Source organism: Paenibacillus alba, assembly GCF_013204855.1.
Classification (GTDB): Bacteria; Bacillota; Bacilli; order Paenibacillales; family NBRC-103111; genus Paenibacillus_E; species Paenibacillus_E alba.
The window spans coordinates 20,990-41,752 of record NZ_JABMKZ010000007.1; the positions used below are offsets into that span (position 1 = coordinate 20,990).

At 46.7% G+C, this 20,763-nt stretch carries 19 protein-coding genes; all 19 read right to left on the bottom strand.

What is annotated here, in order from left to right; translation table 11 throughout:
* Nucleotides 1-145 precede the first annotated feature (145 nt).
* Nucleotides 146-601, bottom strand: coding sequence for a DUF6630 family protein (locus tag HQN90_RS11960; protein ID WP_173218510.1), 456 nt, complete (start codon nucleotides 599-601; stop codon nucleotides 146-148).
* A complete protein-coding gene (locus HQN90_RS11965) occupies nucleotides 594-1,589 on the bottom strand; it encodes a hypothetical protein (protein ID WP_173218512.1) in 996 nt (331 codons plus the stop codon). Before HQN90_RS11965 ends, HQN90_RS11960 begins: the two co-directional genes overlap by 8 nt.
* 16 nt (nucleotides 1,590-1,605) lie before the next feature.
* Nucleotides 1,606-4,626 (bottom strand): contractile injection system protein, VgrG/Pvc8 family, encoded by a 3,021-nt coding sequence (locus HQN90_RS11975; protein ID WP_246362239.1) that lies wholly within the window; start codon nucleotides 4,624-4,626, stop codon nucleotides 1,606-1,608.
* Between the two features lie 18 nt (nucleotides 4,627-4,644).
* Nucleotides 4,645-5,082, bottom strand: a complete 438-nt coding sequence (locus HQN90_RS11980) for a DUF4280 domain-containing protein (RefSeq protein ID WP_173218514.1) — start codon at nucleotides 5,080-5,082, stop codon at nucleotides 4,645-4,647.
* A 25-nt stretch (nucleotides 5,083-5,107) separates the two neighbouring features.
* Nucleotides 5,108-5,635 (bottom strand): hypothetical protein, encoded by a 528-nt coding sequence (locus HQN90_RS11985; RefSeq protein WP_173218516.1) that lies wholly within the window; start codon nucleotides 5,633-5,635, stop codon nucleotides 5,108-5,110.
* Nucleotides 5,632-6,255: a hypothetical protein gene (locus HQN90_RS11990; RefSeq protein WP_173218518.1), complete on the bottom strand. Its 624-nt coding sequence runs from the start codon at nucleotides 6,253-6,255 to the stop codon at nucleotides 5,632-5,634. The genes HQN90_RS11985 and HQN90_RS11990 overlap by 4 nt, the downstream gene beginning before the upstream one ends.
* Before the next feature lie 17 nt (nucleotides 6,256-6,272).
* Nucleotides 6,273-7,679: a type VI secretion system Vgr family protein gene (locus tag HQN90_RS11995; protein ID WP_173218520.1), complete on the bottom strand. Its 1,407-nt coding sequence runs from the start codon at nucleotides 7,677-7,679 to the stop codon at nucleotides 6,273-6,275.
* Complete coding sequence (locus HQN90_RS12000; protein WP_173218521.1) at nucleotides 7,676-8,275, bottom strand: hypothetical protein; 600 nt, start codon at nucleotides 8,273-8,275, stop codon at nucleotides 7,676-7,678. Before HQN90_RS12000 ends, HQN90_RS11995 begins: the two co-directional genes overlap by 4 nt.
* 39 nt (nucleotides 8,276-8,314) lie before the next feature.
* A complete protein-coding gene (locus HQN90_RS12005; RefSeq protein ID WP_173218522.1) occupies nucleotides 8,315-9,091 on the bottom strand; it encodes a DNA and RNA helicase in 777 nt (258 codons plus the stop codon).
* A gap of 42 nt (nucleotides 9,092-9,133) precedes the next feature.
* On the bottom strand, nucleotides 9,134-11,788 hold the full coding sequence (locus HQN90_RS12010) for an acetate and sugar kinases/Hsc70/actin family protein (RefSeq protein WP_173218523.1): 2,655 nt from the start codon (nucleotides 11,786-11,788) through the stop codon (nucleotides 9,134-9,136).
* Nucleotides 11,789-11,816: 28 nt separating this feature from the next.
* The gene (locus HQN90_RS12015; protein ID WP_173218524.1) at nucleotides 11,817-12,512 is read right to left on the bottom strand and encodes an iron-dependent peroxidase; all 696 of its coding nucleotides are present in this window, start codon (nucleotides 12,510-12,512) and stop codon (nucleotides 11,817-11,819) included.
* Complete coding sequence (locus tag HQN90_RS12020; protein ID WP_173218525.1) at nucleotides 12,503-13,780, bottom strand: normocyte-binding protein; 1,278 nt, start codon at nucleotides 13,778-13,780, stop codon at nucleotides 12,503-12,505. Before HQN90_RS12020 ends, HQN90_RS12015 begins: the two co-directional genes overlap by 10 nt.
* A 5-nt stretch (nucleotides 13,781-13,785) precedes the next feature.
* Entirely contained in the window at nucleotides 13,786-15,453 is a 1,668-nt protein-coding gene (locus HQN90_RS12025) for a PP2C family protein-serine/threonine phosphatase (RefSeq protein ID WP_173218526.1), read from the bottom strand.
* 16 nt (nucleotides 15,454-15,469) lie between these two features.
* Nucleotides 15,470-16,324, bottom strand: coding sequence for a PP2C family protein-serine/threonine phosphatase (locus HQN90_RS12030; RefSeq protein ID WP_173218527.1), 855 nt, complete (start codon nucleotides 16,322-16,324; stop codon nucleotides 15,470-15,472).
* Nucleotides 16,321-16,851, bottom strand: coding sequence for an FHA domain-containing protein (locus HQN90_RS12035; protein WP_173218528.1), 531 nt, complete (start codon nucleotides 16,849-16,851; stop codon nucleotides 16,321-16,323). Before HQN90_RS12035 ends, HQN90_RS12030 begins: the two co-directional genes overlap by 4 nt.
* 41 nt (nucleotides 16,852-16,892) lie before the next feature.
* Nucleotides 16,893-17,483 carry an FHA domain-containing protein gene (locus tag HQN90_RS12040; RefSeq protein WP_216855296.1) on the bottom strand — a complete coding sequence of 197 codons (591 nt, stop codon included), beginning with the start codon at nucleotides 17,481-17,483 and terminating at the stop codon, nucleotides 16,893-16,895.
* A 34-nt stretch (nucleotides 17,484-17,517) separates the two neighbouring features.
* The gene (locus HQN90_RS12045; RefSeq protein WP_173218529.1) at nucleotides 17,518-17,859 is read right to left on the bottom strand and encodes a J domain-containing protein; all 342 of its coding nucleotides are present in this window, start codon (nucleotides 17,857-17,859) and stop codon (nucleotides 17,518-17,520) included.
* A 99-nt stretch (nucleotides 17,860-17,958) separates the two neighbouring features.
* A complete protein-coding gene (locus tag HQN90_RS12050; protein WP_173218530.1) occupies nucleotides 17,959-18,384 on the bottom strand; it encodes a membrane-associated protease 1 in 426 nt (141 codons plus the stop codon).
* A 96-nt stretch (nucleotides 18,385-18,480) separates the two neighbouring features.
* The gene (locus HQN90_RS12055; RefSeq protein ID WP_173218531.1) at nucleotides 18,481-20,649 is read right to left on the bottom strand and encodes a transcriptional regulator; all 2,169 of its coding nucleotides are present in this window, start codon (nucleotides 20,647-20,649) and stop codon (nucleotides 18,481-18,483) included.
* Between the last annotated feature and the right edge of the window lie 114 nt (nucleotides 20,650-20,763).

The window sequence follows — 20,763 nt, forward strand, 5'->3', positions numbered from 1 at the left end:
GCACACTACCAATAAAAACATATAATAACCGTCTTTTTACACGTTTTTTTGAGTAAGGTATGACGATTTTTCCGGGTATTTCACTTTACGATAGACTGTCTTAACTGAGTCAAGGCTGATTTGAGCTATTAAATCGGTATATACGCTAGCCGTAATACTTGATACACCTTTCTTGGAAAGGGATTCTATCATCGAGCAGCAATTCTTCTTGCAGTAATTTTGTTATATTCTCTAATTTTGCAATGAATAGTGCGTAAAAGTCGCCCGAATTTGGATATGAAAATAGTCCATACCCCTTTAGTGACAGTATTTTGTTTGCCTCTCTGATCTTATCAGGTAAAAATTCATAGTCATACGCTTCTAATTGCTCAAGTTCTTCTTTTGCTGCTAATTCAATGTGATGGGCAAATTCATAGTCCAGAATAAAATTGACGATCTCTTGATACTGCTCACCTTTATAGTCAATGTATAACAACTGTTTCGTCCTCAGTCCAAATTTTAATAGGTCTTCATGTATGTCATAACTTGCTTCATCCTTCAAAAACTGTTCCAGATCCTTGTTATCAGGGAATATGAGCTGTGCTATTTCTTGATCATGCATACTTGTCCCCCCTATATTGAAACAACTCCCCATGCTGGTTAGGAATATAATCGGGATAGTTCTTACGATAAAATTGATCGATCATCTGAAGCGCGGGGTCCCGTTCAGGGAATGGCTCAGGGTCTCCAAACACCATTTTCGCTTCTGGGGTATTCATCAGCAAATCGTTAAGGTGAGTTGGTACTGGCAATCCTAGTTTTCTCCGTACATGGATCAAAAATAAGATTTCAAAAGGATAAAATCCGTATCTGAAATCACCAAATTCACCAGGTTGTCCGATTTCAGAAGCTAATGCAGAATGATACTGAGACATTTTCGAAATTAGATGTTCGATTTCTTCTAAATCACCAGTTGACCAACGTTCTATCACTTCATCGTAAATGTTCAGGTCTTCAGGGATTGAGCCGCATCGTAGTTCAGCTTCCTTAAACTTATTCTTCACGGCTAAATGCAATTTTTTATTCGTTCCCATGATGGTTTTATTTCTATACTGCAAGTACAGCTCTAGTAAAAACCAAATATGTCTGTTCTCTTCATTAGCATCCATTAAGTGACCGCCGAAGTGCTGAATAATAAAATCAAATAATATATTTTCTTCCCTATCCCATCCATACATCGCAAAATGAACTAATGTGATGACGACTTCTCTAAATGAATATCCCAAGATCATCTCAGGATACCTGATTGTATAGAGATCCTGACACATGCACTGGTAAAATACGATCTTCTGCATGTTCTTTAATCCTTCTGCATTGTTCCCACCGCTAATTAATACATCATTTTTCCATAGTGACAAGTAATATGAGAAAATTTTGTTTAGATTTATTAATAGTATGTGATCTTTCTCTGTGTCATTTTGCTCAGCGATTTTCTCAATTTTGCTTCTGCTGACATTATATTTATCTTTAACATCTTCAAATTTGATCCCATCCACAAAATTGTTGCTATATCTTTTATAGGCCATTTCTAATTTTTTTGGGTTTATCATTGCATCCTCCTAAGTATTAATCTATTTCCTTATTCCAGTCCTTTACCTTTAACTCATCAACGCCGAATCCGGTATCAGTGATCTTAATATCTGTTTCAACTCTAATAAAATCTAATTTTAGACCAGGATTCTCTTCCATCAGCTCTTCTAAATTATCCCTAAAACCGGCGTACCTAGGATCATCACTGTTAATCATGTCTTGGAAGTACTTATCTCCACCCTTTTTCTGTTTATCCGAGTAACTAAACCTTGCGGAATCTGATGCCTTTGATTCAATAATCGTTAACTTTGGCGGAGGCCCTTTCGATAGGAATGCTGCATCTATACCATTTCTCCCCACTTGGAACAGATCGGATACATCTTGACCTAAATTACTGTCTCTTGCGACGATTTTCGTTACTTCTTCCCCAAAGTTACCTTTATCATGAGAGAAATATTTAGAATTATCGATTTTTCTTTCATACTCCTTTGCAGCCCCCAAGTCATACTGAGCACTAATACCATCTTTCGTATCCAATTTGTTGGCTAATTTATTTCTTTCTCGTGTTAATATTTTGAATTCTTTGTCGTTTCCTTCTTTTTTCAATCTTTCTATTTCATCATCTAACTTTTTAATTTCTTTTGTAATATCGTCTGGATTGTTATTGCCAGAGCCACCTTTACCCGTCCCCCCAGGATCTGGTTTTTCAATTTCAGGCGGTTTTTCTGGTGGCTTATCCGGCTTCTTCAAGAACTTCGACACAGCATCTTTCGTATCCTGCCATGCCTCAGCAACCGTCTTATTCGGCGACATATAGCCGTAAACAAGCGCTTCTTTAGATTGTGAACTAGGAATTTCTAATTCCCCAATTGTTTTCTTCAAAGCCTGAACTGAATCCCCTATTTCTTTCAATTCCTGCTTTAAGCCCTTAATTACCAATGTTCCTTTTTCTTTCAAGTAACTTTTACCTATGTTACCCCATTCACTAATTTTCCCTACAAACTTACCAAACTTCTCTGCTACGGCGCCCATCCCGTTAACCAACCATGGCGCTACCTTATTAGCTCCCTGCCCGATGTATGCGCCTACCGTTTTCCCTGCGATCTTCGCATCCAGCAATCCGACCGTGGCAGCGCTAATTCCCGCGCTGAAGGCTACTTGCTTCCAGCTAAAGCCTTCTTCGTTATCCGTAAGCTGGCTTACAATACTTTCTGCCGCTCCGGATATACCGTTTACAGCCATTCTCCCTAACAGACTTGCACCACTGCCAAATGGCCCGAATATCGCCCCAGAGGCCGCCCCGATCATCGATTCTCGGAAGGCGTCCGCGGCATAATCCCCGAAGTCGCTTACCTCTCCTCGCCGGATATCCGATACCGCCTTCGCTCCTACCGCTATACCACCGGCTGCCACTGCTCCCGCGACGACCGCGCCAATCACAACCGCGCCTGCTCCTAAAGTCGCCACGGTCACTGCCGCTACAACAGCTACAACTGCAACGACCGCCAATGCGCCGAGCACATTGGCTGCCAGTTTGCCCCAGCTAAACTTCTTCTTTTTCTTCGTCGTTTCAGTTTCAGACGGCGTTTCAGGCTTGACACCTTGCTTCGGCTCATCGTCGTAGGGCGCAAAGGAGGTCCGGTCTGTGCCTGCCGCCTTCACGTTTGTTCCCAGAAAGTGGTAATCACCTTCAATGGTAAAACCGCTTTGTGCCGCTAATTTCTTCGCCATCAGTTGACTTTGGGCACGAATCACCACACGCTTCGGCGTGTAGAGGGAAATGTCCATCTTCGCGTTCAGCGTCAGCTTCTTATGGCTCGTCATCGTAATGCCCGTCTCGTCATCGAAGCTCAGTTTGAGCGGCTCCTTGCTCCCGCCTGTCAGATGAATCGCACTAGGCAGCAGGGCGAGTTCACTTCCATGCTCCGTTCCAAAATACCGCTGGCTCGGATCGCCCATCTTGGCGCAGCTCGCCCCATTGCTTCGCACAGACCCGACAACCAAGGCGCCTGCTCCTGATGCATCGGGCACATACAAGCTCGCTTGCGTGCCCACCTTGGGCATGCAGTACATGGCACTTCCTGTCGCTGGCGAGAAAGGATACCAGTGCGCGCCTTCCTTCGCCTGCTTGCTGTCCACGCTCAGGTGCAGCTTCACCTGCTCGCCCTTGACCTCCAGCACTTCTCCGGACAGCGAAATACCTGTCAGCTTGGCATTGTTCACACGCTCTCGGCGTATCCCCTCCGCCCTTGACAGACGATACGTGTAGACGAAATCTCCCTGCTTCATCCGGCCCTTCACTTCGCTGACGATGAGCGATTTGCCTCGAAAGGCCACTTCATCTCCAAGCGACATGCGCGCGGTACTCTCTATGTCATAATAAAAGAAATCCGTATCATGCAAACCGGCCTCATAACCACCTGCACGCTGAAAAGCCAGCAAGTCCTTGCCCGCAAGATAGGAAGTATCTGCCGACAAACTCAGACTTTTTCCTGGCGGTATACCTACGAAAAGCTTCGGTCTTGCTTCCAATATATCACAGACGACTACGCTCTGGAAATGACTCGCCAAGCGCTTCAGCAGTTCCCAGTCGGTCTCGTCATACTGGATGACAGGTTCGCCAATCGGGACGCCTTCCCCTACGCGATAAAGGACATCATGCCCCGGGTACGCGTTCACAAGCTCGTCCATCACCTCGGCGTACGACATCGACGTATTCTGAAACGTACGACGATGTCTTTTTCCATCCAGCATCGCACTACCCGATAGGCCCTCAAGCTCGATATGATAAACCCCTTGGGTATGCGTCGTATGCGCTGCGCTTATCCACCCTCGGAACAGCGTCGTTTCCTGCTGGCCGTCGCTTTCATAGACACGGATCTCATCGCTAGCCAAGGCTTGCAGTGCTGCACTGACGTTGACAGCCTCATCTACGATGCCACGCACCAGAAGCCGTCCATGCTCATTCGGTTGCCAAGTGATCTGTACATCCTCAAGTTGATGAATCGGATAGATCGTTTGCACACGCAAATGCTTCTCTACCGCTACCTCGCCCATTCTTCCACCTCCGCTTCCTTACGTATCTTGCTGTCCATTCGTAATAAAGGTAATGCCCTCCTTGTCTTGCTGCTCCCCGCTCCCCTGTTCCCCTTTGTTATTCTGATAGCCGCAGACCAACCGCGATACGGTCGTTAAGGCTGGCTTGCCATCCACGATGGCGTTCTCCTTGGCCTGCATCCATTTGCCCATCTGGAGCGGACAACAGGGTTTGCCGGAAATGGTCTGGCCATTCTCAGCAATCAAGTAAATCGTTTCGCCGCTTGGATTCAACGGACTTGTACAAATGCCAAAATGCGGCACGTTCACATGAAACAGGTAATCCCCTTCATTCATCATCGGCTTATCATTTACATACGACCCATGACTCTGCGGCAAATTAATCCGTCGCTTATGGGACCCGCAGCTGCAAACCATTTGAGCCCCTCTCACAATGTAGAACTCGTTCTCAGACATCGAAGCTCCCTCCTTATGCAACCTGCTATTCTACCTGTACGCGTACCAGTTGAACACCCTCGAAATCCCTGCGCAGTATACTTTCAGCAACGTCCAGTCTCACCACGATCAGCGGTTTTTCGCTTTCTTTGATCTTGAAGATCCTCTTGCCCGTGAGCTGATCTCCTTGCAGAACCAACTTCCGGATCACACGCCCGTCTCCCGCTAGCTCACTATTCGGACTCAGCGCGCTCACCTCCTCAAAGATTGGCAAATAATAATTATGCTGGCGGCGATGAGCCATATCGATTAATGGGGTCAACTTGAATATCGTGTCCGGCGCATACAGTTCGACCAAACGTTTTAATCGTTCCGAGATGAGATACAACTGACGATCCATCACATCAGGAAAGTTGCTTTCCTTCTCCGCCTTCACTTTGAAGAACATCGTATCCGCCAGTTTATGAGCACTGGTGAGGTGAATATCTCTCGAATTCACCTGTTTCCTTGCATCCAGCAGCTCAGGTGCGTCAGTGAGCCGTTCATCCTGCTTTAACACAAAGTAGTCCTTCATTGCGCTTTCGCTCCATCGTTTCCGTCATCTACCGGTGTGTTCCCGGACACAAGCAGCTCGCTCTGATCGCGGAATTCCCCTACCATCCAGTGGATATCAGGCGTTTTTCCCATACGTAGATATCCGTTACTGGTAAGCAGTGCTGAAATTCTTGTTTTCATAAATTCGATAGCCAGCAGGTGATACTTCACGGCTTCGATCTGCTTAATTCTCGCTATATCCATCGAGGTGACTTTGCGCGCATACGCGGACTTTTGCTTCTCCAGCTCCTCCATCCTTTGAAACAACGGATCAAAGATAAAGTCAGCTCGCCATCCCCCCACACACGCTGCGGCATCCATAAACCAGTTGTGATCATACGCATCAATGCGATAATCAGGCCTATTCTCCATAATGCTAGTCCGCATCAGAGAGATATACACATACCGAATATCCCCCTTTAAACCTTGCTCCTGAAGCTCCGACACCTGTGTCCATACGGATTCAAAAGCATCGCTAAAGCTTTGTTCGATGCTCGAACGCTGCGCCTCCAGCGCTTGGTCAATCGGCAGCAGGTCCTTCAGCCATTGATCGAAGACAAAGCTCTCCAGGAAATCATCCAGCGCTTCTTGCTTATTCAAGCTGTCTCCCCCTCTGCTTAAACGATATTGACCTTGCCTCCGCTGATCGTCACCTGATCCGTTATTTCCAGACTTGCGTCCGCTTGCTTCAAATCCACGCCTTGCTCGCCTTGAATAACAACCTTCGCCCCGCCGGTAATTTCAATATCGTCTTCGGCAGACAGCATAATTTTCTTGTCGCTATTGATTTCAATCCCTCCATCGTCGGTTAGCTTCATAAGCAGCTTGCCGCTGCCAATAATCTCAACCGAGCCTGGCTTGAATACAATTTGTTTACCATATTTGGTACTGATACTCTTCACCGATGGATCACTTCGCTTCTGGGGATCAGACGACGCCGTATTCACGGAACTGGCTGCAAAGGCATGCTTCTCCTGCTCATCCGGAAAATAAAGGCGCACCTCATCGCCCTCTTCGGGCATACAATACCAACCGCTCCCATCCGGTGAGGAATATACGGTGGAATAAGCGAACCACAATCCTCCAGAATGTCCCCCATCAATATGCAGATTCACTTTTACCTGATCCTTGGATACGCCGGCAATTTTGCCAAAAAGCGAGACTCCAGCCAGCGCATAGGCATATTCCGTCGGAACACCAAGCCCCTCTTGATCCTTCAACACGTAATCATGAATCAAGACACCTTTGTCTATTCTTGTCTCGGCTCGATATACGTACAACGTCCGCCGCTGGAACTGTACAGGGCTGCACAAGGTCAGAATTTTGCTGCTGCTTACTTCATAGCTGATGCTATTCTGTTCATTCAAGCCGCTCATGCCATTTTCGGACTTCTGCTTATAGCCCTTCAGATCTTTCTTTATGGCATAGTTATAGGCGTCTAGCTTCTGGGGTTCCCCTTGATCCGGCAAGCCTACCGATACTTTCACGCCGCTTTGCGTACAAATCGGCACCAAGGGGGCGTGAAACTGTGAGGCCACTCTTCGGGCAAATTGCCAGTCTGTTTCCTTGTACTGTACCAGCAAACCGCCTGTCCTTTTGCCGTTTGAAGCTCCATCCGTTACATCAGCCTGCGGATAATCGGCGATGAGCTGGTTAAACAAGGCGGAATACGACAGCCGCGTGTTTTGAAACGAGCGCGTTTTCTTCTTCATGTCCATCCGCATCGTTTCGCTATACGCCTCCACCATGAGCTTTCTTACCCCATTAACGGCTTGCACCGTCAGACGGGTAACCATCCCTTGAAAGAGAATAATCGTACGATCCTTATCCTGCACCGACACCTGAATCCGTTCTTCATCGTCGGCTCGCTCCACATACTGATCCAGCTTCTCTTCGGGAACGATTCCACTGAGCGTCAGGTGCGAATGTTCTCCTGCTTGCTGAACAAGCTTGAAATCCAGCAGACTTTCAAACTCATACGGGAAGACGACCATGTCCGTGTAGGTATGCCTCTTTTCGCTCATGCGGGTACCTCACCTTCCTCCTCATGTATGATCCTTATCGTGCGAATGACTTGACGGGCGGCTTCTTGCCAATCCTCATAATCCCCATACGGACAGCAAAAAGTACCCATCACCGTCTTCCCCTCAAATTCAAAAAAGAACATAATGTAATAAATAAATCCGTCCAGCGCAGCCCCTTTGAAATCAAAATAGCCAATCGGCTTGCCGCTCGCTTCTTCCAGCCCTTCCGTATAAAAAACATGCGTGGGGTTCATTCTTTTAATCAAAGCCTTCATACCCTCCGTCAGTTCCTGGACCGATTCATCATCCAGCTCCTGATCGATTTGACTTAGCGTAAAATTGATCCCGCCTGTTTCATCGCTCTTAATAATTTGTGGACGCTGTTCATACGGGTATTTCAGCTTGCTTTGCTCCTCCGGCATATCTACGAAGTCGCTAGGCATAAGCACCTTTAACTTTTCATCAAAAAAAGCCTGCTGCGTAAACTCATAATAGCGCTTGCCCACACGCACAGGCCCTGTACATATGTCACTATGCTGTTGGCTTTTCTCCACTTCATTTATAAAAGCAAGTATCCTCTCATCCGCATACTCCATCGTTTTCAAGCCTCCCTTAAGAACATGAATGTTAATGCCTCAATCCACAAGCATCCGACGTGGTCCTCCCGATCTCAGATCAGGCCTCGTCCGCGTGCCCAACTGCGCCTCCTCCAGAATACGGATTAAATATTTGTGAATCTGCACGTTGTCATACGCCTTATATTCCATCCCCAACCGACTCCCGATATAACGAAGAATCAATTCCCGATTCACGGTATCCTGATTCAGACACTGCATCGCAAATGCAATGTCATACGCATTCGCACTGCCAGCGCTTAACAATTCAGCGCCGTAATATCGCGTCAGCTGAGGGCTCAAACTGCTTTGACCAACCGCTGAATAGGGAATGTGAAGCATATTCCACGTGTTATACTCCGTGGCGAAATCCGCAAAGCTCTGGTAGTCCGAGCGCAGTTTGGCCCCTTCCTTCAGCTTGAATCTTCCGAGCTCCAGCTCGTTGCCTCGAAGGGAGACTTCGTGATCAAGCACAATATCTGCCTTGTACAGGGTGAAATCAGACTGTTCCACCGCTTCCCCGAAGCGGAGTTTCAGCACGGTCTCCCTACCGTTCGCCTGATACGGGAGCGAGTAGTCCTGCTCCAACGCATAAATTCTGCACCCGAACTTGACAAGACCGCGGGACACAACAAGCTGCTCCGCTGTAATCCGCACCTGCGCACCAGCTACGATCCCCTCCGAGTAAGCCTCGGTAGACAGCTCGGTGAAGCGCCTCGGAACATCCCGCAAGCTTTCCAGCATATCCCCCTTGAGAATACGGCCTTTCGTAAAATTCGGATAAACGTTCGTGAACAATCCGCTCCTCCTCCTCTCTGCACACCGGCCCCATTGCCAGCTCTATTTCCAACCATCGAAGAAATCCAGCTCCGACAAATCACCCTCAAAGGCAAAAAATTGCTTCGCCCCCCAATAGAGCTGCTCTTCCCGCCTCGCAATCGGCAGCACATGGAAGCCCCAGGCGTTCGACTCGGCGAACACGAATAGCTTCACTTCGTCGTTGATAATTGCGTCCGTGTCATCTTGCGGAATTTTCGTACCATACGCTTTCTTAATCTCCTCATAGCGGATCGGCTCGTAACTGCTGGCATCGCTGGTGTATACATAGGTGTGCCTAATTTCTCCGTCGCTTCCCTTCAAATAAAGTTCCACCTCGACGGCGCTGAGCGGACGGGATACAGAGCCTTGTACGTCACTCAGCCTCTCCTGCATACGGATCAACAGCTTTTCGTGTCGGTTGTGCGTAAAAGCAACAACCGAGTACGGCACCATCGGCGCCTCATTCGTCATACTCGTTTCAATGACGCCTGCCTTGCGGTCGTTCAAATAACGGATGGCGCCTCGCAGGCAAGCAAGCTTTAAGTCAGGGACTTGTCCCGCATGCTCCGTCTTTTGGCGAAATTCAATGCTGCGTCCGGCTACGAACTCCTTTAAAGCCTCCCGAAAAACATCGATTGTACAGGATTGCCCCGTCAGCTTAATAATGTCATAATCCTGGAGCTTCCCTTCCTGGTAATAATCTTCCAAAAATTTACGCACAATGTCATAAATATCCGCTTTAATCAGTTGATTGATTTCTTTGATGTTGAACACCACATTCGGAAAATCATAAACATCCTTCATGACCTCATGATCCGTAAGCGACAAGCACCAGCGATCTACAGCCGTAATTTTCAGATCATTTTCGTGCAGACCTCCGCTGGCTGAATCAAACCGATTACGGACAATGCCCGTTTTACGAAAAAATTCCTTTTTCATATTGTCCGCGATTTCCCAGAGGAAATAGAAATTGCTGCGCACGCGCAAATACTCTTCTCGGGTCCGATTTTCATACGCTTTGAACCGAGTCGGGATCAGCTTTTCGGCCTCTCGATAAGCGGCTTCGAAACCCTCGTACACCGAGCTTACGCCGTATTCATCCACATGCCGATACAAATCCGTTCCTGGAATATCAATTAATTGATCAATATCCGTCATGCGCCTGCGAGTACTGTAATAATCAGCGAACACAATTTTCATGAATTGCATAATGCGGTAAGTAATATTATTGCCGCCATAGTTGGTATCGCCGTTCTCATAGGCGGTGTGAATCGTGAGCTTATACGAAAGGTGTCCGTCTTCGATCCGAAATCTGCAAGAGGATAGGTCCGTTGTGCCCCCGCCGCAATCGATGACAAGCGCCTGATACAGCTCTCCATCCATAAAGCTGCGTTTTTCTATCTGATCAGCGATCGTGTTGTAAAGCACAGCCATGCCTTCATCTAATCCATGCTCCGTCTCCAATCCATATTCCGGCAAAATGTCGGCAAACATGTCACTGAACTGCATTTTCAGCTTCACCGGACTGGAGATATGTAAATTTTTGAAACGACATTTGAACTGATGCTCCGCCATCTCCACCACATGGGTCAGATAAGCCCGCAGAATATCGCTCCTTGGGACAGTTGCCACATTGCCTTGCGGGTCCATCAGCTCTTCGGTCTGCTTATAGTTGTTGACCCAGCGCTTAATGCTGTGAAACACAGTGGCATGGCCTGTGTAGCCATTTTTCTTCATCGCGTTCAACGCTTCATAGCCGAAATGGTAGCGAATCCTGGATGCATTCGAACAATCCGCCACGCTGATCACCGTCGGCAGCGCCTCAATCCATTCCTCTGCCTGACGAGTCGCGCGGGGAAAGGACACATAATTAATGCGGCCCAACTGGGTTGTGCCGTTTAACTGATCTTGAGCAGAGGGTGCAGAAATATACGAACGATCTAGAAAAGCACCGGCTGTCGTATTCGAAGTACCAAAATCGATGGCCAGCACAACCTCCGTTTCTTCTAAGTCCCTAATCTCCAGATCGGCTATTGGCATGCGGCAGTAGTGAAGATTAACCGGAGGGAGCGGCTTGTCCTGCTGATACGACTTGTAAATATATTCCGAATCCTGCTTGCGAAAAAAGAGGAAGCTATAATTTTGATTCGCCGTTTTACGGAAAGGAATCTCTTGGGACGCCCCCAGAAAGTAAACACCAGGCTCCGCTCCATCCTTATTGAGATAGACAATTCCGCACAACTCTTGATGATCATTCACGATCAGGACATTCGACTCGGTGAATGTGCTGGGAACTTCAATCCGGTACCTGTCCCTGCTGTCTACCTGAAGGCCCGCATAAAGCGTTAGCTTCGCAGGCACCTTGAGGCTGCCATCGTCCCTCAGCGGCGTATTCAGGTAGCGCTTTAACACAGCTTCCACCCGCTCATGTCCGCCGCTTTTGAAGCTTTGGATCAGCAAGCTTTGCTCCGCGTTGCGATATTTCAGTACCGTTCGTATGAGCGCTTCTCTGTCCAGCGAGCCCGATAGCCCTTCCACCAGCTTCTCCTTATGACAAATACTTCGCAATTGCAAAGTCGTCATCTCCGATAACTCTTCTCGTTTGTAGGTGGTCTGGTTGCGCACTTCCCGTTCCATGGGACGCGACGAATTCAGCTTATAGGTATACCCCTTCATGTCCCTTTCATCCTCTCTGACTCCCCGTTCAATGTATCGCTATGCGATCAACCCGCATCGTTTCTTCGACATCGATAATGCCAAAATGATGCTCCCAATAGGTTAGTGTATGGAAACGAACGGGCAGGAAAATCGTTTTAATCAACTCCAGCTTAGCGAGTGACGTGGCCGTCTTCTCCTGACCAACATAGAACAAGAGTTCGTCCCTTTCTTCACAATTGGCGTAAATCGTGGAATGCTTGAACAGCTTCCGCATCGTATCTTTGAGCAGATAGACGGCTTCACCTGTCTCATACAGACTGAGGATATTGCCCGCCACGACCTCCTGCTCTTCTTGGCTCAGCAGCTTCATCTTCTCCCAGACGCTGCTTCCGAATATCCCTGACTCCAAATCCCGCAGCACAAATTTAATATAAAACTCACGCTTATTCATGCCCATCTGTAAATCCATATCCGTCAAGAAATGAATGAAAATATCGAATAACGTATGCCGAAGCTCCGTTTCTTCCTTATTGTTAATGTCAAATAAATCTCGAAAAATATCATAGAAACGGTAGTACGGATTCACTTCCACCTCAGCCTCTACCGTTGTCGCGTTCAGAGTTTCATGGCTGAGTTCCATGTAGGGCGAGTAGACCTGTGCCGGGGAAAAATACAGATCGCTCTTGGCCAGGTTATTTTTTCGAGCCTTAATAACCAGATCCCAAATATAATTCACGCCCATTCTCCTTCGCATTTATATTCGGGGAAATAGATTTGAACCTCAGACACAAGAAAACTCATCAAATCATCGATGATAAAGGTCTCACTCCCGCGATTGCGAAAACGTAACCGCATGATCTTCTTATCGCTCTCTACACGAACGTGATCGCTGATGAATGAATTCATTTCATAAGTCGCTTGTTTTCCATCCGCTCTGTCTAGAATGTCTACCTGCTCCAAATCCAGCAGCTCACTAGCCTCAAAGGAATTAACGATTCGGTTAATCTCCCCTGTAGCCCGCACGGTCAGTGCTTGTTTGCGGGCAAATCCGCCCGTAAAGCTATCTTTTCGCTTATTGGAAACGAGTCCATAAGGCAGTCTGCCGATCTTAGTTGCGATCGGCCTTGTAATTTTGAACACCTGCCATATCCCAGACTTCTCCTGCGGAGAGACCACAGTCAGTTCCTCTGGCATGCGCTTAATATATCGGATCAGCTCCGCATCCCCGTCAACGAGATAGCCGTGCTCCGCTCCCGTTTTCCGTAAAGACAACACATGTTCAAAATTCACCCGATCTGTCGCAGGAATGGGAAAGCCGACATTTTTGAGCGCCAGCCTTTCTATGTTCCATAGAGGCACCATATCCAATTTTTTAAAAGCGTCAAACTCCTCCAAATGAACACGGATTTCGAGAAGCTCTTCATCTGCGCTAATCATCCCTGTATCCCCTGTCCACACCAGATCGAAAAACTTATTGGCATAGGGGTGATTCATCGTTTTCCACGGTATATTATTTTTTTGGAATACATGATAAAGCTTTTCCAGTTCACCCATATAGGTCAAATTCTGCTGTAAGCGAACTTGTATCGCATGCTTTCCACGAGAAGTAACAAGCTCTCCGTGAAACACTCTGCTTCCTCGCAGCAGCTCCTGAATTTTGCGGTATTCGCATTGAAAAAACGCCGTCATCAGCAGCGCTTCTCCTTCCGAGCGCTTCTGAGCGAGCACATGCTTCATATCAAAGACAGGCTTCTCTTGATCTCCCTCTACCATCGGATACAGAAACTCATGGATAGGGTCAATCTCTTCCCTTGGGCAGATGGTGACATATATGTCCTGTCCTTCTTCGCTCGCTTCCACTTCCTTGAATACCCGCTCTTCCAGCTTGCGGTTTAATTCTTCCTGATAGTCCACCAAGTTTAAAAATACGCCCGTCATGATGTTCTTTAGCAGCTTGCGCTGCTCCAGATCATCCATTCGGCTTAATCGATCCAGAATAATGTCTTTCATGAGAACTACTTCCTTCCTGCCTCCTGGTTGTCGCCCTTGTCAGGCGAAGCTTCTTGACTCGCCGCTGCATTCGGTAATTTGGGCGCTGCTGCGGTCCCCTCGGCGGCGGCACTCGAAGCAGGGAGCGCAGGTGTCGGCGGGTTTAATTTCTCTTGAGATTTCGTTATTTTCCGTTCGACGCCGAGCACTTTTTCCAACATGCCGATTTCCTGGTACACCTCTTGGGCCATGGCATAGGCATCAACAGATTGCTGAAAGTCTTGAGCGGCATAGCTCTGATCACCTTTCTTCTCCAACTTGTCAGCGTCCAGCTGCCTCTTTTCCTTTTGCACGCCAGCCATCTTGGCATCTACGTTATCGATCTTCCCTGCAAGTTCTTTTTCCCCATTGCTAAAAGCGGCCTCTGCGGCTTTCTTTTTCGCCTTCACATACAAGTCTTTCGCTCCTTCGTAATCTTGACCCTGAAACTTCTGGTCACCTTGCTTGATTAAATTCGCAACTTCCAGAAATGATGTCGTTTTGCTAATTTGCGCTTCCAAATCCTTCATATTGTAATCTTCCTGTGAACGCGCTTCCTTCTTCGCCTTCTCATAACTGGCAAGAGCCTTCGTATAATCGCCCTCTTTGAAAGCGGCATCCCCGTCCACGACAAGCTGCGCCGTTCTTTGCTTTTTCGTCAGCAATTGCATGTGCAGCTTATCATTCACTTTAATGGAAGCATTCCGCGCTTCACTGTACTCCTTGAGCGCATTCGGATAGTTGCCATCCTGCACAGCGACGTCCCCGTCCTTCTCATGTGCAAAAATAGCAGCCACCGCCTCAGCCTTAGCCTTAACCGCGCGCGCTTTATAATAGAGGGCTCCTCCCCCAAGCAATATCAAGGGAATGAGCACCATTGCAATCGTTTTTACAAGCTTCCATCTGTTCTTCGGAGGCTCTTGATAGACTTTATCCGCATAAATTGCCGCGACCGTATAATTCGGAATCACCTTCGTCTGCTTGCTCAGCAAAACATCCTCAATCGTATCGACGAGATCGGACGGCTCTTTGGCTTCTTCCAGCGCATCCAGCATCTCTGCTCCGTTCACACGCTCCCATATTCCTCGGGTACACAGCAGAAGCACATCTCCATCGGATAACTTCACCTTACGGGATAAACTGGGATTAAACTCCCCACGTTTGCCCAAGTACCATAGTAAATTCGTTCTTTCCTCGTGCCGGTCCAGCGCATCCTGCGGAAGTTTCTCTGCATTAATCATCGTTTGCGTTAAGCTCTGATCCTTGCTTTTTTCCAATATTCTTCCATTTCGAAAATGATACAGTCGCGTATTTCCAGCAACTGCCCCAATCATCGTTGTATAATTCGTCACGATCATGGTCAGGCTTGCCTTGCGCCGAACTCTCCTGCTTTCCACTTGCAACAAATCGTGGGCCTCCCGCAAATAGCTTTTCATCGCCCTTGCAGAGAGTCTTGGCTTGTGCATAAATTTTCCAATAACTGCTTTGACAGCCATTTCTGCGCTTTCCATCTCCGTATCGGAGTCCAGCCCTTGAGCGATAACCCAACAAGCCAAATCGTCATGCTCCGTGAAAGCAAAATACTCCTTGTTCCGAACGAACGTCCCCTCTTCCGATATAAAGCTGGTCTTAAATTTGCTGTTATCCTTTCTCATCGCTGCCTCCCTGCTTTTACCAGCCTTTTTCCAGGATAATAATAGTCGCATTGTCTTGATGCTTGATTTCTTTTTGTTCAATAGCTTCTATGATGGCCTGGGCAGCATCGTAAGCGTTAAGTGGGAGTGACAGCAGCTGCTCCAACTCCACTTCTGTGAGCGTATTCGTTACACCATCACTGCACAGCAGCACGCGATCCAGCTTCTGTAAGTGAATGGGTTTCTCGCAAATTTCTATATTTTTGAAAGCTTCATAGCCCAAATAATTAACGAGCTGGTTCTTCATCGGACTGTCCAAAGCCTCATCCTTCGTAATTTCTCTCGACACGTAGCGCTCCTCTAGCACGGCTTCCAGGATGTGCTTATGGTTAACGTCGATAAACTCTCCGTTGCGGAAAATCTTGATTAGGCTATCCCCCACAGCACCCCAGTACAGCAGCCCTTCGCTAATAATGACAGCAACCAATGTCGTACCGCCTTGAACGCCTTTGAGGCTTCGTATAATTTCCGTATTACTAACACTTGCCGCTTTGGTAAAATAGCCTGAGATATCTGTCAAATTCTCCAGCTTCAAAAACTCTTTGACAAACGTGGTTACGGCTTGCGTGCTCGCGACTCGACCACCGGATAATCCGCTGATGCCATCGGCAAGTACAGAAATTGTGCCATGCGAATTCATGATGGTCGCAAAATAATCATCTTGTTCCACACGTTGACCAATCGTTTGCCCATTGCCAATTTCCACACTAGGTTTCATCCTTGACTGTGTGCCCTTCAGGCAAGCCCGTATAATCAATAAAACGAAGATAACAAATGTTAAACCCAATACAATTTTGTAAGGCGTCAACCCTTGCTGCGTAAATATACTCATGCTTTTTCACTCGCTTCGTTATCCCACTCAAAGTGAACGCCACACAGCGGAATAAATAAAAACTTGCTCTTGCCCAGCTGGATCACGTCATAGGCTGTCATCTCTACAGGCGTATATACCGCTTCATTGTTGTGATAGGCGAGTCCGGAAGCATCGCCAGGGAGCAGATAGAAGTTTCTTTTCTTCGGATCATAAACAATCACAGCATGATTACGGCGGGAAATGGTATTATCCCCAATGATTCGTATATGCATGTCCTCGGAACGGCCGATAAAGTTTTTTTCCGCCATAATGCGGTAATCTTGCCCGAGCTGCGCGCCTTCGATGCAAACCAACCAACCGGTAACCGCCTCGATCCCTTGAGATTCTCCTAAATACGGCATCGTTTTATCATTCTCAGGAGCTCTTGCTGCTTTGGAGTTGTCTGATTGAGACGCCTGCTCCACCACCAAGCTGCAGTAGGGACATACGCTGCCATGCTTTCTCATACTGAACATGTGTCCGTTGGCACACCGTGTCAAACTCATTGTCGTCATTCCCCCGTATTTGTCTTCGCCAATTCACTTGATTACTGTACGAGTAATCTCGTATTCGCTATATAAATCATGTCTCCGCTATCAATCTTGTAGGGTGCTTCGTTCTCCAACACCTGCTTAGTGCTTGCACCTTTCCTCTTAATCCCAACGCCGTTGCGGGAATCGAGATCCTCCAAGTACCAAATACCCGAGGCATAATTCAGCACCGCATGCTGCTTACTGATCAATGACGCATACTCCGCATCTGCCAAATCCACTTCCACCTCGTTGTCCGTCGAGCTTTTCCCAATTAACAAGGCGGTTTCCCCCTGAATGTACCATTCCTTCATTTTCTCCCCATCCTCACTGAGCATAGCCAGCTTTGAAATGCTGGAAGACGCTGCTTGCACACTCAGAACCTGCGCTTGCGGACCATTCGGAGGCGTCTCGCTCTTTTTCAAGGCGTACATATAGAAGCAGAACAATGCCGTTATCCCTACAATACATTTCAACAGGTAAAAGGGATTCCATATAAACGTGTACATCAGGACTGAAACTGTCAGAATAACAATCGCAACGTCAATGCCTCTTATCCAAGCATTCTTCTTGTCTTTCGCAATCAAGGATTCGGCTGCGTCCTGCATATCCAATTCCCCCATTTCCTCAAATTACGTCCCCTCACTTTCTCTTTATGCCAAAATAAGCTTCAAAAACCTTCGCCGCATCCCTGTTCGTTTGTGGCTGCCTCGACATTACGCCGCCCATCGGAGAAACAGAAGCTGGTTGGGATCGAACTTGCTCTTCCCGTTTAGCCTTCATCCCCGTATCATAAGAAGCTCTCGCCGCAGCATTGGAGAGCGTCTGGTAAGCTTCATTCACCAGCTTGAACATCATCTCTGATTGCTTGCTGCCTGCATTCGCATCGGGGTGATGCCGCTTAGCCAATCGTTTGTAGGCCATTTTAATTTCATCCACAGTCGCCTGAGGCTCAATCTCCAACAATTCATAATACGTTTTCATGCCAACCTCCCTTACTAAGCATAATTACAAAAAATAGGTAAGGGGCTAATGCCCCTTAACCTACTTTTCCCTTTTTCATTCTAGGCTGCAAGGCACATCCTAAACGGCGTAACCGCCTTCGATTGTTGTGAATTCGGTTTTGTCTTTCTTTTGCTTAATGAAAAGCGTGAAAGAACCAACACCTTCTGTATCTCCGAAACGCTCGCCATAATCAACAACAAATGCGTTAGGGAAATGGATTTTTCTAATCACTTGATCAGCAGCGATAACTTCCAATGTTACTTTTCTGTAGCAATCCGCTTTTTCAGCCGGTACCAAGGACCATAAAGCCAGCTTCATCGTATCGTCGGCACTCTCGCCATCTGTAGCTGTGATGATCTTCCCAGTAAGTTTCATAAAAGCTCCTACGTCAGTCGATCTTGCGTTGGAATCGTCGGGCGTATCTGTTTCATAAACCACGGTTTGAATGTTGTCCATGCCCAGTTCAATTGTTTCTGCGCCTTCTACTTTAAGTCTGAATCCCATTGTTAAATCCTCCTAAGTAAATTAAATAAATTTTATGTGAAAGGATGAGGCTAAGAAGCCCACCATTGACACCTGAATGGGTGTAACTATGGAATATTATGCTTTGACAGGCGTTGTTCCTTTGGTGATCATGACTTCTAGATTTTTCACGTTGCCATTGAACACCAAGTCGATTTGACACAAATTGCTCTTATCATCAATCATGAAGCTCATATCATCCCCATCTTGAATGATGGAGTTCGTAAATCCACGTGTGCTTAGCCACTTGCTCTTCTGGCTATTCGGATTGTTACTGAAAAACTTCACAATGTTATCATGCTTGAAATCTCCCGTTTGGAAGCGCAAAATACGTTCGATGTAGGTGCTGACCAGTGTTTTATACAAGGGATCAAAACCTTCGTCTGCCGAAGCCAAGCTTCTTGCTTTGTACACCGTAATTCGCTTAATATCTTTACCCTGCAGTTGTGCATTCTCCGAAGAGAACACAAAACCGAAGTTTTTACGATTAATCGCATCTTTAATATTGTTCGTGAATCCGGAGATTTCCTTCGCCATCGTTGTAACCGCGCGAAGCCCGTTATCGCCGGCTTCGATATCGAAGCGAACGCCCGGAAACTCTCTACTTACACTCTTGAACGATTCCTTTAAATATTCGCCGCATTGGTAGGCAGCAACGATGCCGGCAGCCACATAAGCAGCGCCAATGTAAACACCCTCAATCCACAGCTTGAGAATATCTTCCTTCTCTTTGGAAAGCGTAACTCCGTCTTCGGTTTGAAGCATTTTGGTATCAATAACCACACCGGATTTATCCTTCGGAATGACCGTAAAATTAGGAATGCAAGGCACTGCATATTCGCTGTACTCTTTTCTAACCAATACACCGCATTTGTCCATATATTTATCGATACCTGAGGTCGCCATGCTGTTAAAAGTAGTTTCCTCTCCGGTTTCAAAACTAAAGAAAATTTGCAGTTTATAATCCTTAACGACTTGCAGCAGCATGGAAAGCGATTCCATCGTGTTGCCGTCCTGCTTGGCTACCTTCTCATTTCCTCTGAAGCGTTCACGGCTAACCGTAGACGAACCGGAAGATTCCAGCTGTACGGAAGGCACGATCCCGAACCAAATCGTATCCGAGAAATCATTTTTGGCATTAACCGTATTCAAGAATGTTTCCAATCTTGGAATATTGCTGCTTTTTACCATCATATCCAGCTTGGCATTCGTAACGATAAGCGACGGCTGCATACCTTTGTTTTTCGTGGCATATTGGTCAAAATACATCTTCACGCCTAATATTTTTTCCACCAAGGGCTTAACTGTTTTAACAAATTCATCCTTGGCGTTTTTGTAAAATTCAAGATAAGTGTTATAGTTTTGAACCTCTACTTCAGTATTAATGTTGCTTTGCAGCGCAGGCAGTGGGCAGAACGTCCGAACGACTAGATCTTTTACGTAGGATGAAGGCGTATCGGATACAGAATCATAATCGTCCTCAAATACACTGATCAACCCGTTTCCGATACTATCATCCATGACTAAAAGCTGTGTGCTGTCGCTTTTGGGAGCTTCGATAATTTTCAACTCACCTGTCTCACCAATGGTCAGTTGACCGATTTGAATGGCCTCGGAGTGACTTTCTTCTTGCGAACTCCCCAGGAGAAGTCTAGTTTTGATATCCTCAATGGCCAACGGAAGCATCGCCATCACATTGTTGTAGTTTTTACTAGCGTCCTCGAACATGAAGTTCAGCTTATCGCCGAGATCCAGCTTCTTCGGGTCGCCATCATCCAATTTGTCGTGTTGAGCATACAGATAATGTATCTCTTTACGCACTTGACGAATATCATCCATGACTTTCTTCGGTGAGATCATATCAAGCAAATTTTCAAATTTAAAATCCACATTCGTAATGCCCTGGCTGCGCTTCGTGTCAATCAGTGTAAACAGCATCTTCAAAAAGTCGTTACTCTGGTCAATCTTAATTTCCGATACGCTATCATCAGATATTCCCTCTGGCTTTTTAAGTGTATACATGACCTTTTGATTGGCCGCATTAAAAAACGAGTATACGCTTGGGGAAAATTTATCTAAAAACTCATCAAAACTTTTTACAAGCAAATGCTGATTGATTTCCTTGATCTTGTCATCGCTTAGGCTGTCAATGCCTCTGACATCCCCTACGATTGTCATAATATCCAGCTTTTCTGGATTCATTTCCTCAAAGAGAATCGTTCGATTAGTCTGATTTATAATGTCCATAGTTTCACCTATCAGCTAGTAAGACTAGACTAGATTATCTTATGAGTCCTACAGCCTACTCCCTTCCAAAATGTGTGTAGATGTAAAGTAAACGATTGATAAATCATAGTTTAT

Bases quoted from the DNA above. Each gene is read 5' to 3' on its own strand.
- HQN90_RS12040 (WP_216855296.1), bottom strand. From the start codon at position 17,483: ATGCAGGACGCAGCCGAATCCTTGATTGCGAAAGACAAGAAGAATGCT.
- HQN90_RS12025 (WP_173218526.1), bottom strand. From the start codon at position 15,453: ATGAGAAAGGATAACAGCAAATTTAAGACCAGCTTTATATCGGAAGAG.
- HQN90_RS11965 (WP_173218512.1), bottom strand. From the start codon at position 1,589: ATGATAAACCCAAAAAAATTAGAAATGGCCTATAAAAGATATAGCAAC.
- HQN90_RS12020 (WP_173218525.1), bottom strand. From the start codon at position 13,780: ATGAAAGACATTATTCTGGATCGATTAAGCCGAATGGATGATCTGGAG.
- HQN90_RS12055 (WP_173218531.1), bottom strand. From the start codon at position 20,649: ATGGACATTATAAATCAGACTAATCGAACGATTCTCTTTGAGGAAATG.
- HQN90_RS12050 (WP_173218530.1), bottom strand. From the start codon at position 18,384: ATGGGATTCAGACTTAAAGTAGAAGGCGCAGAAACAATTGAACTGGGC.
- HQN90_RS12010 (WP_173218523.1), bottom strand. From the start codon at position 11,788: ATGAAGGGGTATACCTATAAGCTGAATTCGTCGCGTCCCATGGAACGG.
- HQN90_RS12000 (WP_173218521.1), bottom strand. From the start codon at position 8,275: ATGGAGTATGCGGATGAGAGGATACTTGCTTTTATAAATGAAGTGGAG.
- HQN90_RS12045 (WP_173218529.1), bottom strand. From the start codon at position 17,859: ATGAAAACGTATTATGAATTGTTGGAGATTGAGCCTCAGGCGACTGTG.
- HQN90_RS11980 (WP_173218514.1), bottom strand. From the start codon at position 5,082: ATGTCTGAGAACGAGTTCTACATTGTGAGAGGGGCTCAAATGGTTTGC.
- HQN90_RS12030 (WP_173218527.1), bottom strand. From the start codon at position 16,324: ATGAGTATATTTACGCAGCAAGGGTTGACGCCTTACAAAATTGTATTG.
- HQN90_RS11985 (WP_173218516.1), bottom strand. From the start codon at position 5,635: ATGAAGGACTACTTTGTGTTAAAGCAGGATGAACGGCTCACTGACGCA.
- HQN90_RS12035 (WP_173218528.1), bottom strand. From the start codon at position 16,851: ATGAGTTTGACACGGTGTGCCAACGGACACATGTTCAGTATGAGAAAG.
- HQN90_RS11995 (WP_173218520.1), bottom strand. From the start codon at position 7,679: ATGAGCGAAAAGAGGCATACCTACACGGACATGGTCGTCTTCCCGTAT.
- HQN90_RS11960 (WP_173218510.1), bottom strand. From the start codon at position 601: ATGCATGATCAAGAAATAGCACAGCTCATATTCCCTGATAACAAGGAT.
- HQN90_RS11975 (WP_246362239.1), bottom strand. From the start codon at position 4,626: ATGGGCGAGGTAGCGGTAGAGAAGCATTTGCGTGTGCAAACGATCTAT.
- HQN90_RS12015 (WP_173218524.1), bottom strand. From the start codon at position 12,512: ATGGGCGTGAATTATATTTGGGATCTGGTTATTAAGGCTCGAAAAAAT.